The sequence below is a fragment of the Streptomyces marispadix genome (genome assembly GCF_022524345.1).
GTDB lineage: Bacteria > Actinomycetota > Actinomycetes > Streptomycetales > Streptomycetaceae > Streptomyces > Streptomyces marispadix.
Window position 1 is genome coordinate 4,061,598 of sequence record NZ_JAKWJU010000002.1, and the last position, 14,717, is coordinate 4,076,314.

Below are 14,717 nucleotides of genomic sequence, written 5' to 3' on the forward strand. Positions count from 1 at the left end.
TGCCGCGGTCGTGTTCAGGCGGAGTCGGGTTCCGGGTAGACGGCGAAGGCGCCACCGGTCCAGAACTTCCTCAGCGGTGCGCCGGTGAGGATCGCGTGCACGGTGTCGGCGACGTCCTGCGGATCGCTTGCGTCGGCGAGGATCCACTGGGGCATGTCGCACACGCCGCGTTCGTTGGCGACGCCGTAGGACCACATGCCGTGGAAGTTCGGCTTGCCGATGTACCACTCGTGGCCTTCGTCCAGGCCGGGTACGTCGATGGCGATGGCTTCGTCGTGGGCGTCAGTCACCGTGTGGCCGTGGGCCTGGATGGCAGTCGTGAACGCTTCGGTCCACTGCTCGGGAATCAAGTCCCACTCGGTCGGATCACCGAAAGAGTCGGTGCGTTCGGTCATGCTGGGAAACCTCCGTAGGTCTGTTCAGGACTGGAGAGCAGGGCGGCCCCGGGTCATTGGCGTGAAGGGGCAGCCGCTTTCGTTCTCGGAGTCAGGTGGCGTCGATGCCGTGCCTGGCGCTCAAAGCCGCCGAGTCGTAGCGGTGCACTCCCCCCTGTCGATCTGATTTGCCGTATGTAGGACCGCCATGGTCGAATTCAAGCCCCCCGGGGCCGCATTCGGGCAGGTCAGTGGGGTATAGGGCTGGGAGTCGTGTGTCTTGAATGCGATGACGTCGTTCGCGTGGGTGACCTTCGTTGTGCTTGTCTGCATCCCGTACGTGACGGCTATAGGTGCGCCCGTGTCCGCTGCGACATGACGCGTGGCAGTGCCACAGACAGGGGCCGCAGTCGCGGCCCCTGTTGCGTGTTTCGGGGTCGTACTCCTCTAATGCCGCAACTTGGTTCCTTGTCAGTCTGTGGACTGAAGGCTCCTCAACTTGCCGATCCATAGCTGGTGATGGCCCGCGTGACCAGCGTCTCCGCCCGGAGCGGCGAGGGAGAGGGCTCCGTCGAGATCCATCTCCCACTCGGTACACATCAGGTCGCGCGATGCGGAGGACAGGCGGGCGGCATGGCCGGTGCGGGCGAGGTAGGTCGCCAGGCGCCGCTCGTACGCGGGCTGGCTCTCGCTGGCACCCTGCGGGGACTCCGCAGCTGCGGCCCACGCCCACAGCGTCCGCTTCTCGGCGGCGGGATTGCCGTACGGCCGTGCGGAGTTGGCGCTGAGCCAGGTGTCGAGAGCGGCCGGGTCCGCTGCGGCGAGCGTCGCGGTCACACGCCCGTCGACGAGGGCCGTCGCGTAGAGGAGGCCGTAGGTGCCCCAGCCGGGGAGACCGGCCCAGATCCGGGCCAGCGTGACCTTGCCGGTACCGCCGATGCGCTCAGGTGCACGGACGGCGCTCATCGGCTCCTCCCTGCGGTGGAGGCGGCGGTGCGCAGGAGGTCGAGGACCTCGTCGCGGCGGCGGCCGGGGCGGTCGTTCCACTCGTAGTACGGGCCGCGCTGTCCGCGCTCGTTGAGGACGGCGTTGAGGGCTCGGCCGGCGGCGGCGATGGTGTTCTTGTCGCCGTAGCCGAGGTGGTGGAGTACGGTCTGGGCGCCGGCGATGCAGCGCCGTCCGGATCGGGAGCGCAGCGTGCCGTGCGACCAGCCGTAGCTCTTGATGACGAGCGCGGTGAGTTCGAGGTGTTCGGCGACGGAGACCGGGCGAGAGCGGCGGCGCAGCGCTTTCAGTGCGCGGTCGGGCAGGACACGCAGGATGCGAGCTGGGCCGTCCAACTGCGGCGCAGGTTCGGGCCTCTTGAGGGCTCCGAGGGCCTCGTCGACGAGCTGCTGCGTGGACTTGGTGACGAGCCGGTGGGCAGTCGGCGGCGTGGTGGCGCGGGCGCGTGCGGCGAGGTACCGCTCGATCTCGCCGACCAGCAGCGCGGCGGACTCGTCGACATCGGCCGGACTGCGGCTTGCCGTATGGGTGGTGAACATGGTCATCTCGGGTCATGCCTCCTGCGGGGTTTCTCCTGCGGGTGGGGTGGGGCGCCCGCCGCTTGGTAGGCGGGAAGCGGGCGCCCCGGTCTCGATTCGGTACCGCGTCAGGAGAAGTTGCAGATGTTGGCGTGGTTCTGGGCCCAGCTCGTCGCCTGGCCCACGGACTCGAAGCCCTTACTGCTGTCGGTGCAGCCGTGGCAGTACGCCTGGTACTGGAGCACGAAGAGCGCGGTGTGGTCCTTGGTGACGATCACGTCGGCCCCGGCCTTGTTGGTCGTCTTGGTGATGCATTCGAGTTCGGGCTTGCTCGCCATCGCTTCCTCCTGCGTGGTGTTGGCGGTCACCGGACGGCTGTCCGGCTCCCCTCACCGCCCGGCTGGGGCCGGGCGGATCGGGCAGCCGTCAGGCGCGGGTGAGTTCCTTGCGGGCGCGTTCGAGGCCTTCGCAGAGGGCCCGGGCCAGTTGCTCGCGCTGCTTGGCGGTCGGCGGGTGGGCGTTGGTGGACGGCGCGAGCAGTTCCTCGATGTGGTCGCCGGGGTCCTCCATCAGCGGCCCGTAGTTGAGCCACACGTACGCGGGCGAGTGCGGGCCGCAGGACAGGCCGCCCAGTCGGCCGCGCTTGAACACCCACTTCATGGCGCGGGGTTCGTTGCCCCAGGGCTGTACGCACTCCTCGATGGAGTAGTACGGGACGCCTTCTTGGCAGTTGCGTTCGAAGCGCGCGGCTTCGCGGCGGGCCTTGCCGTTACCGCGGGCCTGGGTGAGGACGTTGTCGAGCCGGTCGATCCAACTCATGGCGTGTGCAGGTCCTTTCGGTGGGGTGGGGCGCCCGCCGCTTGGTAGGCGGGAAGCGGGCGCCCCGGGTCGGGTCGTGTCAGGCGGGCGAAGAGCAGATGTTGGCGTGTGCTCGGGCCCACGGTTTGATGTCGCGATCCAGGTCGAAGTCCGTTGCGGAGAACCACCAGGGCATGTCGCATCCGGTGCAGGTGGCTGCGTAGCCGTGTTCCAGCTCGGCGACCAAAACCACCGGGCCCTCGCCGCGGGCGCAGTCTTCGGTTCCGGTCATGTACGCGGGATCGCGCGGCAGTCGTGGGCGTGCTGGTTCGCGACGTCCTCCGGTGCCTGGTACGCGCTGACCTGGCGCCGGATGCGGCATCCGGTGCAGCGCCACCGCGGGTGACCGAGCAATAGCGGCCGGACGAGGACGAGTTCGCCTCCGCCAGCCGTGCGGTATCGGGTACGGATCGCCATACGGCCTCCTCAACCCCGGGGCAGAGCGCGGCACTTCTCGGCGCGTGCCTGCACCCACTCGCGGGTCAGCTCCTCGGCATACTGCGCGGCGTACGACTCGCCGCCGCGGAAGTAGTCGAGGTGCCAGGCCTCGTTCTCGTACTGGCTGCAGCCACCGCACGAAGCCTTGGTGACCTTCTCGTCCGGATGCGGGGTCACGGTGACGTGCGCCCCCGCGACAGTCACGTACTGGATCTTGCTCTCGGTGCTCACCAGGTGTCCTTTCTGTCCCGGTTCGGGATGTGGTTGCGGGGGTGGTTGACCCCCGGTCTGTGTCTGGTTTGTCCTGGTCTGGCAAGTGGTCGTGGGGGTGGTCGGGGTGGTCTGGCGACCGGATCGGCGCCGACTGCGACTGGGTGGCATATCGGGTCAAGTCGGGCACCGACCGGGGGTGAACCACCCCTGTGACGGGGCTGTTTCGCCCTATTTGCCGGTTCCGTCGAACTGGTCGCGAAGGTAGCCGTTGGCGTTGGCCTTGCCGTCGACGGCGCCGATCTTCCGGGTGGTGCCGGCGCCCGCTTCGCGCAGGCGGGACTGGAGCCGGGCGGTGGTCAGCTCTCCGTACCGGCCGGGGTGGTGGGCGGTCAGGAGGTCTATGAGCCGCTCGGTGCGGACGCGGTCGAGACCGGCCGCATCCAGGACGGTGCGGCAGTCCTCCAGGAGTCGGCGGGCGTCGGCCGCAGCGGCGGCAGCCTTGCCGTACTCGACGGCGTCGCCGGTCAACGTCCCTGCGTCGATGCGCAGATCGCGGCCTCGCAGGCAGATGTCCTTGAACTCGGGGAGCGTGATCACGTGGGACTTGAGGGTCACGTGTCCTTCCTCGGCGCCCTGGTCGAGGACGACGACGCCCTTGGAGTCCTCTCCGAGCATGTGCGGGGCGGCGCCGGCCGCGACGGCGTCGTCGCCGAGGACCATGCGGGCGGACCGGTCGCCCTTCACGCGGAAGCTGCCGCGCTTCGCGCAGACCTCCCGCAGCGCGGTCGGCACCGAGTTGGCGTCGGGCCGCTGGGTGATGAAGACGCCCATGCCGCCGACGAAGCGGGTGACGCGTACGTAGCGGGCGAAGCCCTCGACCATGAGGTCCTTGCCGGAGCGGGTCTTGGGGCGCCGTCCTTCGTCGGCGAACTCGTCCTCGATGGGGACCTGGACGAGCGCGGCGCCGTCCAGGAGCTCCTGGAGCTCGTCGACGAGCAGGAGGACCGGGCCCATGCCCCGCTTCGCGAGTTCCGGGGTGATCTTCCCTTCCGGTACGGCCTCGGGGTTCTCCTCGTACAGGCGGTCCAGTTCGGTGCCCCGGTCCTGCATCTCGCCGATGGTCGACTCCATCAGGTCCAGGACGCTGCGGATCGTGCCGGGATCGGCCCCGGCGATCCAGCGGTGCGCGATGTGCCGCAGCGGTGCCCAGTCCGGGCCCGTCTTGCCGGTGACGACGATGATCCGCATCGTCGGGTCGAGCGCGGCGGCGGCGGCGACGAGCCGGGCGAGGTAGGACTTGCCGTAGCCCATCAGGCCGCCGATCAGCAGCGAGGACCACAGCAGGTACATCGTCTGCAGCACGGCGCGGGCGTCCGAGCCGAGCGGGACGCCCTGCTTCCAGAAGTCCCAGGCGGGGGCCTCGATCAGCGGCGACGGGGTGATGCCGCTGCCGTAGGGGTTGTCCTCGTTGGCGACCCACAGCACGAACCGGCCTTCATGGCCGTCCTCGGAGGTGTCGGCCTTCATCTCGATCCGGGTCTTCTTGATCCGCAGGGAGGAGGCGAGGTCGGCGACCTTGCTGACGGCCGTCTCGGCCTTGACGCCACGGGGCAGTTCGATGGTGGCCGTCCAGCCCGGCCCGGCGGGCTGGATGACGCCGACGACGTGGGTCTCGCCCTTCTGGTCAGCCCGGATGATCCCGGCCTTCACCAGCGCGGTGATGAGGTCCAACTCGCCCCGCACGCGGGCGGAATCGCGCTTGACGAGGGAGACCTTGCCCGCATCGGCGAGGGTCGGCGGCAGGTACGGCTCACCCTCCACAGCGGTGTCCGCGGAAGCGGCCGGGGCGCTGGTCGACTCGGCGCCGGCGAGTTGCTCGACTTCCTCGTCGTGCTCCTGGATGTCGGTCTCGTCGAGGTCGTCGTCTTCCCGGGCGAGGTACCACCAGGCCACGGGGATGGCCACACCGGAGACGCCGAGGCCGACGAGGAAGTCGGCGGCGGCAAGCTGGAGCCAGCCGAAGCCGACAGCGGCCGTCGCCCCGGCGCGCTTGGCTTTGCGGACCCACCGCTCGTGACTGAGGTCCTTCGCGGTCGGTACGGGCACATCAGCGGCAGTGCTCTTGCGGCCGTCCCCGGCACGGATCTCCACGCGGGCCTCAGCGGCGGCCAGTTCACCGGAGAGACGCTCGATCTCATAGGTGTGGCTCATCGACTCACCGCCCGCAGCCTCGTGAGCGCGGGCGCGGGCCTTGGCCTGGCCGAGCTGGGTGCGGATGCGAGCGACCTCAGCGACGATGCGGTCGTCCTTTGCCTGCTTGCGCAGCCGCAGCCGTTCAACGGCCTTGGCGTAGATCTTCTCCTCAGTCAGATCCTCCGCGGCGTACCAGCGGCGCAGCCGGGCCGCGACGCGGACGCGCTGCACGGCGTAGGCATCCTTGAGCCGGTCCATCGTGCCGGGCTCGACGACTTCGGCGTCGATCACGCCGTCCTGTACGTCGTCCGGCTTGTGCAGTTCCACTGCCATCCGTGGGCCTCCTGCCCTGTAGTGATACGGCGTGCACGAGTGCGAGAGGTGCGAGAGGTGCGACGGGTGCGACCTGTGCGGGAGGTCGCACCCGTCGCAAGCAGGGGGCCTACAGGCCGCCGAGGATCGCGCCGAAGGAGGTGACGGCACTGCCGGTGACCTGCTGGACGAGGGGGCCGATGAACGTCCCGGCCAGCAGCACGCCCATCGCGACGCCGAGGGCAAGGTGCGCGGCCTTCAGGCCGCCGCGCTTGACGAGAAAGAAGCTCACGGTGCCCAGCAGCAGGACGGCCACGGAACCGACCGCGATGGCCCCGCCCCCGGCCTGGGTCTGCACGTTGTTGAGCTGCGTCGGGGCGGCGGGCTGCTGCTGCCCGGTGCCCGGCTGCTGCACCGCGGGCTGCTGTCCGGCCGGCGCCTGGTCGTTCCCGGCGCCCGGTGCGGCCGGGTCGCCGTCGTCCGCACCGGCGAGCTGCGCGACGGCAGCGTGCTGCGCGGGGCTTCCGTAGGAGGTGGAGGTGGCCGCAGCGGCGGGGCCGACCGAGCCCAGGAGGGCGACGAGAGTGGCGGCGCTGACGGCGGCGATACGGATCTTCATGGTGTGACTTCCCTTCAGATTCGGACGGTGCGACCCGTTCGGGCGGTGGTGTTGTTGTTCGTCGTTTGGCAGTTCGGGCACGGCTTCGCGGACTTGCCGTCCCGGCTGATGACCTCGCGCCAGTCCTGGCAGCGCCAGCACTTCGGGCGCGGGTGCGGCTCCTGGCTCTTCACGAGACCGGCTCCTTCGTCCGGGCCCGGTGGCTCATCTCAGAGCGGGCGATCTGGCTGTACTCGACAGTCCCGGCGCGGCGCTTCGGCGGGGTGCCGCCGTTGCGCTTACGGCCGTCCTTGCCGCCCTTCTTGCCGCGCTTCTTCGCGGACTGCGACGAGCCCTCTGACGGGCCCTGTGAGGGGTCCTCCTCGCCGGGGGGCGTTTGGGAATCGACCTGCGCCTCTTCGCCCTCCGCAAGGTCCTTCAAAGGCCCGTTGTAGGCCGCGCGCACGGCCCGCTTCTGGAGCCTGGTGTGGGCGATCCGATCGGCCGTCGACCCCAGCTCCGGAGTGCCGTGGATCTCGACCCACGCGCGGCGGTACGTCTTCTCCGACGGGACCATCTCGCCCAGAGCCGCAGCGAGATCGAGCGCCCGCTCCCACACCTCCGAGTCCCGCTCCGCGCGGGCCGCGTTGACCTTCTTCACGCGCTTCTTCTCCGCGCGGTCCTCGCGGCGCTGGCGGCGCCGTTCGGCGAGTGTCGGCTTACCGTCGCGCTTGGCGATCCGGCCGTTCTCGTGCAGGTCCCAGATCATCGGCCCGATGAGCGAGCACAGCGCCCCACCGACGCCGGTGGCGACGCCGTAGACCTCGGAACCGTGGGCGTAGTTGATCCCGGCCGCGATCAGCGCCTGAAGCAGCGCGCCGAGGCGGTAGTGCCACGACGGGCGGCCGTCGTCGATCGCGGCCTCCGCGCCCTTCAACAGAGCCCAGGCGACGCCCTCCAGTACGAACGGAGCGGCGACAAGGAACCAGGCGTGCGGGTCCCAGAACGCCATGATCTGAAGCGGCAGGGAGACGATGACGCAGAGGACCGCGATCGTCTTCGCGGCCCGCTTCCACTCCTGCGCCGACTTCTCCGCCTTGGCCTTGGCCTTCGCCTCTTCCCGGCGCTTCTCCTCGGCCTGGCGGTCCTCCTCCCTCTCCTTCTTCAGCTCCCGACGCTGCTCGCGCTCGAACTTCGCAGCCTCACGCTCCCGCTGAAGCCGGTTGCGCTCACGCTCGTTCTCGTTCTGGATCTGCTGGGACTCGGTCTCGGCCTCGATCTGCGAGGCACGAGCGAAGCCCTCGGCGTACGTCTCGTTGGCCGGGGCGAGTTCGGTGACACTCACGACCGCACCCCCTCTTCGGAGCAGGTGCAGGCTTCGGGGTGCTCGACCGCGAGCCGGTCGAATGCGGCCTCAACGGGGTCGGGTTCGGCGTCGAGCACGCACTCGACGTGCGGTCGGTCCGCCCGCGGCTCACAGGACTTCAGGACGGTGCTCATCACGCCCCCTTTCCGGGCTGCGCGGTGTGCGCTGCCGCAGTCGCGGACGCCTGCCGGTACGCCTCCTGGTAGTGCGGAAGGCTCCCGGTCGACGGGTGATTCGGGGTCGATGCGATCTCCCCGGCCCGGCGGGCGAGTCCGTCTGCGCGGTGCTGCTCCTCAGCGGCGAATGCCTCGCTGGGCTGCTGACGGCGGCTCATGCGGCCACCCCCAGCGCACTCGTGCGAACGAGGACCTCGACCACGGCGCGGGTGGTCGCCCTCGCCATCGCGACGTCCTCGGCCGCCGGCGCCTTCGCCAGCAACCGGGCGTGCGGGCCGCCGAAGTCGACGGCGACCTCCCGCGACCGCTCCCGGCGCACGTGGTGGGTGATCACCCGGCGGGCCACCGACGCCAGCCAGCCGAACGTCTCGGTCTCGTCGGCCCGCAGCAGGTGCAGGGACCGCCAAACCTCGATCCAGGTGTCCTGGGCCAGGTCGTCGGTCAGGTGGAAACGAACGCCCAGCCGAGCCGCGATGTAGGCGCGGAGACGGCGGGCGTACAGCGTGTGCAGCGACTCGAAACGAGCCTCGTTCTCGCCCCCTCCCAGGGGCTGACCTGCGCTAGCGTCAGGCATCGGGTCGTGCTCCTCTCAACGGTGGGACGGCCCACACAGCGCCCCCCGGAGCGGCTACTCCGGGGGGCGCCCGCCCTGTTCGACGGTGGGTGGTGAATCAGGTGATGTGAGGGTGCGGACGCGGCGGGCGAACCGGCAGCGGTGGTTTTGTCTTCTCGTGCTCACCGCTGCGCATCAGGTGCCGCTCTCGCGGTCGCGGGTCACTTCCCGCTTCACTGCCTAGCGGCGCTTCCCCGCAATGGCCCGCCCGCTGCAAGCCCGTCGGATTGCTCCCGGTCATTCCCGCGGGTCACGAGGCATCAGCGCCCCGCCTTCGCACGGGCGTTGTCCTCGCTGCGCTTGGTGGCCTCGCCCGCCTTGCGGGCCAGCTCCCGTCGCTCCTGGTCCGTCATCGCGCACCTCCCGCTAGGGCGGGGGCGTGCCGGTAGTGGAGTTCGATACGGCGGGCAATGTGCGCTGGGCTGACCTTCTGGTGCGGGTTGCCCAGCACATTCAGCGCCGAGCGAAGCGTGCCATTCGCCGCGGCGAGGTCCATGTTGTGCTGCCGGCGGGCGTGCAGCGCCAGCAACCGCACCATGTCGATCGGCTCGTACGCCGCACTCGACGGTAGAGACCGCAGCGCGGCCAGCACCGTGGCAAGCAGTCGGTCCACGCTCGAAGCCTGTCGTGGTCTTCCTGTCATGCTGGTGGTCACAGGCATCTTTCCTTTCACAGAGGGGCCTGTTCACGACGCCGCCCCGGAGCTGCAACTCCGGGGCGGCGCACTGATTTCGAACTCATCAAGCGGACAGGGAGCCAGGCGCAGCCAACTTCGTGCGTCGGACGCCCTGTCCGCATGACGAGTGGCAGAGTTCGGGGCATCGGCCCGGCTGCCTCTCGCAGGTGCGGCATTCCGACAGGCCCTCTCCAGGTGCCCGTGTGCCGCCCTTGTCGCGTACGTACGGCCGGCGCTTCGGTCATCGCGCCCATCTGCCCAAGTCGCCTCGGGTATGGGGATGCTTCGTTCGTTCAGCCTGGCCGTTCCGGTATCACCCAGAAGCGGCCACCAGCCGCACGTTCCGGGGATGTTCTGGCCTCCCCAGCCGCCATTCAGACCCGCACAACGAGCCGGTGTACATCAACGAACAGGCGCTTCCTTCGAGCCCACATGGAGCCCTCCGGGCGGCCTACTGAGGCGCCCATGGCAACCTCCCTAGGGATATTGCATTACCTCCCTAGGGATGTCAACCCCTTCCTTCCGGCTAGGCCCTGAGCAGCAAAAGGGAGCCCACCGCGTGGCGGTGGGCTCCCCAGTTGGTTGCAGTCGGGCTAGCTCTCCAGGTTGTACTCCATGACGTAGACGCCGCCGTCGAGGAGCATCTGAGCTACCTCGACAGCCCGACCCTCCTCTGTGAAGGCCGTACGACAGATCTCAACAACTGGCGTGGCCTCGGACAGCTGCAGCAACTCCTTCTCTTGCTGGGTCGGCATGCGAGCTCGCACCTCCTCCGTGAAGCGCACAGGGGCGAATCCGAGGTCCGCGAGACGGGCCGGCGTACCTCCGGGGCCGGTGTCGTGCTGCGCGATGGCCGAGCCTCGAACCAGCTCAGCGGGCAAGTAGGAGGTCGCCGCCTGAACGGGCTCCCCCTCCACCAGGAACCTGCGGCTCCGGACGATTACGGGCTCTGATGCTTCGATCTCCAGCAACCTCGCGATCTGGCGCGGCGATTCGGCCTCGTACACCTTGAGATCGGCCACGGTGAATTCGCGGTCACCAAGATCCGCGCTCCAGATGGAGCGACCTGAGCCCCACCCTTCCTTCGCCAAGCGACGGTTCCCGACCCGGCGGATCGGACGGAACTCTCGTACATACGTGCCGCTGCCTCGTCTGCGAACAGCCAGTCCCTCTGTCACGAGCAGGGTGAGCGCTCGCCGTGCGGTCTCCTTCGCGACTCCGTATGTCTTCACAAGAGCGGGTTCACCAGGCAGTCGAGCCCCCGGGGTGAGGTCGCCCGAGTCGATGCGCGCACGCAGATCGTCTGCGATCTGCCTCGCGGTCTCTGCCATTGAAGATCCTCACTTCCCTAGGGTGGCTCTCCTCAACACTGCCACAGGTGCTGGTGTTCGTCGCGATGGGGCGCCGCGATCTCGCTGTGACTCCTGACATTAACCGCGAACATCAAGGTCAGTTAACAAATCCTCCTAGGGTTGACACACAGGTGTATTTATCGAGAAAATTCGTGATCTTGCACAACCAAGCGCCTGTCGAGATGGTCTTCAAGTCACAGTCGTTCCGTGAATTGGAGGCGAACATGGTTGCGGATCAGCGCTTCATACTTGGTGTTGACCTTGATGGAGTTGTTGCCGACTTCTACGGCTACATGCGAGAGGTGACGGCAGAGTGGAAGGGCGTACCCATTGAGGAACTCACAGAGGAGGTTTCTTTTGGGCTTCCCGAATGGGGGTTAGTGAAGGACGAGTATGGCCGCTTGCATCGGTTCGCGGTGACTCAGCGCAAACTGTTTGGAGCGATGCGGCCGATTGAGGGTGCTCCGCAGGCACTTCGGCGCTTGAGCGCTGAGGGGGTTCGCATCCGTATCATCACGCATCGGCTCTTCATCAGCTACTTTCACCAGACCGCGGTATCGCAGACGGTGGAATGGCTAGAGGATCATGCAGTGCAGTATTGGGACCTCTGCTTCATGGAGGACAAGACTGCCGTCGAAGCGCAGCTCTACATCGAAGACTCCGAGAAGAATGTGGAACGGATTCGCTCGAAGGGTGACCAGGTCATCATCTTCACAAATTCGACTAACAGGAATTTGCCAGATCATCCTGGGGGTCGAGCAGATGACTGGAGCGAAGCGGAAAGGATGATTCGAGACCGCTATTACGAGTGGCGGAGAGATAAGGGCCTCGCCCTCCCCGCAGGGCCGGGACTTGCCGCTCTTGAGAAGTGATTGGTGGTTCCGAGTCTCCGCAGGCGCAGATGGAGAGAGGGCGGTTCTCTACGAGCGGGCCCGCTGTAAATCTCCCGGTGCGGCACGGCCCTGGCGGTGCGATCGTCGCCCGGGCCGTCTGCCGATCGCTTCCTCTCGTTGCTACGCCCACCGGGCATGCAGGTGAGCTGCCTCTGCCCGGAGCAGTTCCGTCCATTCTTCTCTGTCGGTGCCGTGTGTCTTGTTGGCATGGCAGTTTGGGCACAGGGCGATCATGGCGCTCGGATAATCGCGCCCCCCCGACGCGTGCTCATCGATGTGATCGACCTGCAGAAGGGGTTCGCCCGCCGTAGTCCTGTAGGGAAGATCTGGGTTCAGGCACTTCGGGTTCTCGCACAGTCCGCGGCTCCGCGTAAGAACTGCTCTGCGAGCTTCAGAGTCTCGCCACCTTCGAACCTCGGTAACAATGCGACGCTCCTGATGCTTGCCGGCTCGCTCTCTGGCCAGGACGCGCCGTGACAGGGCGCGATATCTCTCGCGATCGGACTTGAGGACCCGCATTCGACGGGGAGCGTAAGGCTCGGGGCTCAGGTTCAAGCCGCCCGTCGGGAGCGCTGCGTCACTGATGTGCTCGACTTGCGGATTCTCAGGGCGCGACGTGCGAGGCGCATACCGGTGTAGCTCATCGATCATCACCAGGCCCATCGCATGGGTCTTGCCCAACCCAATGGGCAAGGTGATGGTCCTGGTCGCTTGTCGGAGGGGTCCAATGTAGTTGGCCCAGGTTTTATGCCGCCCCCGAGCGGCGACCGCTTCGCGCAACTCCCGTTGCATGGACGTCCTTTCAGCCGTGACGAACGAGCTTCGCACCTTCTCATGCGCCACTGACAGCGATGGCGTGCCGTCGCTCCGCAGACCTGCCCCAGAGTGAGGTTGTGCGGATGACCCCGATGGTGAGTGATTCCCCCAGTCAGCCCCCCCGGGGGTGGACACGTAGGCGAAAAGGCAGGTCAATACCCTGAGAGGTGGCCCGCTGTAAATCTGCTTACTCAGCCTTCCTAGGTTCGAATCCTAGCGCCGCCACAGACAGCAAGAGGCCCGTCACCAGCAGGAATGCCGGTGGCGGGCCTCTCGCTGTGCTGGGCTTCGCGTGGTGGTGCTTGGTGGGGCGTATGTCTCGCTTTGTCTCACCCTGGTTCGCGTGCTGACCAGTGCGTGCGGGGCAGGTGGGGAGCACACGCTTACGGGGCCCTGCCTCGCAGCTCTCCTGGCCAGGCTGATCTACCACCCACGCAAGTCGTCTGGGGCGACCTCAACGTCCACGAAGCCGCCGGGCTCCGGGAGTTCGTTCGTCCCACCGGGACCGGATCGGCCGTCGATCCCTCACCGCAGACGGCACCACGACTTCAACCTCGGTAAACCACCTGTTCAGGTAGTGGCGGACGAGGCAGGAGTGGGCATTACCCAGACTGGGATGGACGCCCCCTGTCAGGCGATCTGAGCGTTGGAGTCTCCGACGCTGCGATGGAGGTTCAGCGCCCTTGTGACGCAGTCGCAGGGTTCGAGAGCAATCGATGACCCCCTATGCGTCCCAGATGCGCTTGCCGCAGAAGCATGCGGATTGCGGAAGTTCGGAGTGAGGTGGGCGTGCCGATGTCGTCGACCCAGTCGCTGGTCACGTTCGTGGAAGACCTGTTGCAACTGAACAGCGGTCAGGGTCTGCACGAACTCAGCGAGTTGTGTCTGGCTCTGTTGCTGTCGACGCTCATCGGCTGGGAGCGCGGCGCGCGGCAGAAGAGCGCGGGGCTGCGGACTCACGCTCTGGTCGGCGTTGCCAGCGCTTTGATGATGCAGATTTCCCAGTTCGGCTTCGGCGACGTGGTGTCCCTGCCGGACGTACGCCTCGATCCTTCCCGCGTTGCGGGGCAGATCATCACCAGCATCGGGTTCATCGGCGGCGGGCTCATTTTCGTACGCCGTGACGCGGTGCGCGGCCTGACGACCGCCGCCACGATCTGGCTCACCTGCGCCGTGGGCATGGCCTGTGGCGGCGGGCTCCCCGTCCTCGCCAGCTCGGTGACGGCGCTCCACTTCATCGTCGTCCGTGGCTACCCTCTCCTCGCCACTCGTCTGTCGGCCGCCCCGACCGCCGAACAGTGGGAGGTGCGTCTGCGGTACCGAGTCGGCCTAGGGGTGCTGCCGGAGCTGATGGAGCTGTGCACGGAGCGCGGCTTCCGCATCCTCCGGGTCCGCGTCGACAAGCCGTCGAAGAGTGAGCAGAACGAGGCGGACGAGACCTTCGCCCGGGTCTCGTTGAATCTGGCGGGCACGGCCGACGTCAATGAACTGACCTCGGAGATGGTCCACACCGACGGAGTCCTCGGCGTCGAGGTGACCGCGGAACCGGACCGCGACAGACAGCCCGGCCGGCCCGCCCTTTACGCCCAGAGACGGGTCGGCGGGGGCGGCAAGTCGATGGGCCGCATCGTGCAGCCTCGCCGCCCGGTGAACTGCGCGGCCGTGCGGGGAAAGCGGCAGCGCCGCGGCAGGCGCCGGCTGGCGCCCTGGTGGTGACGGCGTCGTGGGGCCCGGACTGACGCCACCTGCGCAGAAGGCGGCCCCGGATCGGCACGTACGATCCGGGGCCGTCACTTCGCCGGTGTTATGTCTGTGCTGCTTGCGATCGGTTCATCCCCGCGCATAGTGCCCAGATGATGAACACGTCGATCGCCAGCGTGATCACTGCCCAGAGCGGGAAGTAGGGCAGCCACATGAAGCTGGCGATCATGCCCAGGCCGGCCAGTGCTATGCCGACCCATCGGGCCCACGTTGCGCCCGTCATCATCACGGCGATGCCGGCGACCGCGATCGCGGCGCCCAGGAAGAGATGGACCCATCCCCAGCCCGTGAGGCTGTAGTCGAACGCGTAGTTTCGCGTCGCTGCGAACACGGAGTCCTCGCGCAGGGCTGCGACACCTGAGGAGACGGCGAGCAGTCCGCCGAAGAACATCAGCGCACCGGCCAGTTTCGTCCAGCCGCTGAACATCGTCGTCGGCTTGCCTGTACGGCGCACAGCGGTGCCCGCATGCGCTCCACCACTGGCGGCATGAGTTGCCATTTCGAGACCCTCCTCGTGCAAGGTCTGCCTTCACCTGTTCAGGTGCTTATGTCCCA

20 protein-coding genes are annotated in these 14,717 nt (G+C 67.8%); 2 read left to right on the forward strand and 18 right to left on the reverse strand.

The features are described 5' to 3' along the window. Window positions 1–14: 14 nt before the first annotated feature. The 16 genes from MMA15_RS16975 to MMA15_RS17050 all read right to left on the reverse strand — a co-directional run bounded on the left by MMA15_RS16975 (window position 15) and on the right by MMA15_RS17050 (window position 10,671). On the reverse strand, window positions 15–395 hold the full coding sequence (locus MMA15_RS16975) for a hypothetical protein (protein ID WP_241060779.1): 381 nt from the start codon (window positions 393–395) through the stop codon (window positions 15–17). Between the two features lie 450 nt (window positions 396–845). Continuing rightward, window positions 846–1,340, reverse strand: a complete 495-nt coding sequence (locus MMA15_RS16980) for a hypothetical protein (protein WP_241060780.1) — start codon at window positions 1,338–1,340, stop codon at window positions 846–848. Then, on the reverse strand, window positions 1,337–1,924 hold the full coding sequence (locus MMA15_RS16985; RefSeq protein ID WP_241060781.1) for a DUF6197 family protein: 588 nt from the start codon (window positions 1,922–1,924) through the stop codon (window positions 1,337–1,339). The genes MMA15_RS16980 and MMA15_RS16985 overlap by 4 nt, the downstream gene beginning before the upstream one ends. 101 nt (window positions 1,925–2,025) lie before the next feature. Next, window positions 2,026–2,265 (reverse strand): hypothetical protein, encoded by a 240-nt coding sequence (locus MMA15_RS16990; RefSeq protein ID WP_241060782.1) that lies wholly within the window; start codon window positions 2,263–2,265, stop codon window positions 2,026–2,028. 58 nt (window positions 2,266–2,323) lie between these two features. After that, window positions 2,324–2,716, reverse strand: coding sequence for a hypothetical protein (locus MMA15_RS16995; protein WP_241060783.1), 393 nt, complete (start codon window positions 2,714–2,716; stop codon window positions 2,324–2,326). Window positions 2,717–2,795: 79 nt separating this feature from the next. Beyond that, the gene (locus MMA15_RS17000; protein ID WP_241060785.1) at window positions 2,796–2,987 is read right to left on the reverse strand and encodes a hypothetical protein; all 192 of its coding nucleotides are present in this window, start codon (window positions 2,985–2,987) and stop codon (window positions 2,796–2,798) included. Beyond that, window positions 2,984–3,172 carry a hypothetical protein gene (locus tag MMA15_RS17005; RefSeq protein ID WP_241060787.1) on the reverse strand — a complete coding sequence of 63 codons (189 nt, stop codon included), beginning with the start codon at window positions 3,170–3,172 and terminating at the stop codon, window positions 2,984–2,986. Before MMA15_RS17005 ends, MMA15_RS17000 begins: the two co-directional genes overlap by 4 nt. Window positions 3,173–3,181: 9 nt before the next feature. Next, complete coding sequence (locus tag MMA15_RS17010) at window positions 3,182–3,424, reverse strand: hypothetical protein (RefSeq protein ID WP_241060789.1); 243 nt, start codon at window positions 3,422–3,424, stop codon at window positions 3,182–3,184. Window positions 3,425–3,634: 210 nt separating this feature from the next. Next, window positions 3,635–5,932 carry a DUF3631 domain-containing protein gene (locus MMA15_RS17015; RefSeq protein ID WP_241060791.1) on the reverse strand — a complete coding sequence of 766 codons (2,298 nt, stop codon included), beginning with the start codon at window positions 5,930–5,932 and terminating at the stop codon, window positions 3,635–3,637. Between the two features lie 109 nt (window positions 5,933–6,041). After that, window positions 6,042–6,530, reverse strand: a complete 489-nt coding sequence (locus MMA15_RS17020; protein ID WP_241060793.1) for a hypothetical protein — start codon at window positions 6,528–6,530, stop codon at window positions 6,042–6,044. 169 nt (window positions 6,531–6,699) lie between these two features. Further along, the gene (locus tag MMA15_RS17025) at window positions 6,700–7,854 is read right to left on the reverse strand and encodes a VIT1/CCC1 transporter family protein (RefSeq protein WP_241060795.1); all 1,155 of its coding nucleotides are present in this window, start codon (window positions 7,852–7,854) and stop codon (window positions 6,700–6,702) included. Then, on the reverse strand, window positions 7,851–8,009 hold the full coding sequence (locus tag MMA15_RS17030) for a hypothetical protein (protein WP_241060797.1): 159 nt from the start codon (window positions 8,007–8,009) through the stop codon (window positions 7,851–7,853). Before MMA15_RS17030 ends, MMA15_RS17025 begins: the two co-directional genes overlap by 4 nt. Continuing rightward, window positions 8,009–8,209 carry a hypothetical protein gene (locus MMA15_RS17035; protein WP_241060798.1) on the reverse strand — a complete coding sequence of 67 codons (201 nt, stop codon included), beginning with the start codon at window positions 8,207–8,209 and terminating at the stop codon, window positions 8,009–8,011. The genes MMA15_RS17030 and MMA15_RS17035 overlap by 1 nt, the downstream gene beginning before the upstream one ends. Further along, window positions 8,206–8,625, reverse strand: a complete 420-nt coding sequence (locus MMA15_RS17040) for an RNA polymerase sigma factor (protein WP_241060799.1) — start codon at window positions 8,623–8,625, stop codon at window positions 8,206–8,208. The genes MMA15_RS17035 and MMA15_RS17040 overlap by 4 nt, the downstream gene beginning before the upstream one ends. Window positions 8,626–9,013: 388 nt before the next feature. Further along, window positions 9,014–9,277 (reverse strand): hypothetical protein, encoded by a 264-nt coding sequence (locus MMA15_RS17045; RefSeq protein ID WP_241060801.1) that lies wholly within the window; start codon window positions 9,275–9,277, stop codon window positions 9,014–9,016. Between the two features lie 656 nt (window positions 9,278–9,933). Then, a complete protein-coding gene (locus MMA15_RS17050; RefSeq protein WP_241060802.1) occupies window positions 9,934–10,671 on the reverse strand; it encodes a GntR family transcriptional regulator in 738 nt (245 codons plus the stop codon). Window positions 10,672–10,718: 47 nt separating this feature from the next. On the opposite strand from MMA15_RS17050, the gene MMA15_RS17055 reads away from it, so the two are divergent. Then, window positions 10,719–11,564, forward strand: coding sequence for a 5' nucleotidase, NT5C type (locus tag MMA15_RS17055; protein ID WP_241060804.1), 846 nt, complete (start codon window positions 10,719–10,721; stop codon window positions 11,562–11,564). A 141-nt stretch (window positions 11,565–11,705) separates the two neighbouring features. Here the strand turns inward: MMA15_RS17055 and MMA15_RS28500 are convergent, their stop codons facing one another. Next, window positions 11,706–12,377, reverse strand: coding sequence for an HNH endonuclease (locus MMA15_RS28500; RefSeq protein ID WP_372498260.1), 672 nt, complete (start codon window positions 12,375–12,377; stop codon window positions 11,706–11,708). An 819-nt stretch (window positions 12,378–13,196) separates the two neighbouring features. On the opposite strand from MMA15_RS28500, the gene MMA15_RS17060 reads away from it, so the two are divergent. After that, the gene (locus MMA15_RS17060) at window positions 13,197–14,117 is read left to right on the forward strand and encodes an MgtC/SapB family protein (protein WP_308290553.1); all 921 of its coding nucleotides are present in this window, start codon (window positions 13,197–13,199) and stop codon (window positions 14,115–14,117) included. An 88-nt stretch (window positions 14,118–14,205) separates the two neighbouring features. Here the strand turns inward: MMA15_RS17060 and MMA15_RS17065 are convergent, their stop codons facing one another. After that, a complete protein-coding gene (locus MMA15_RS17065; RefSeq protein ID WP_241060805.1) occupies window positions 14,206–14,661 on the reverse strand; it encodes a DUF7144 family membrane protein in 456 nt (151 codons plus the stop codon). Window positions 14,662–14,717 lie beyond the last annotated feature (56 nt).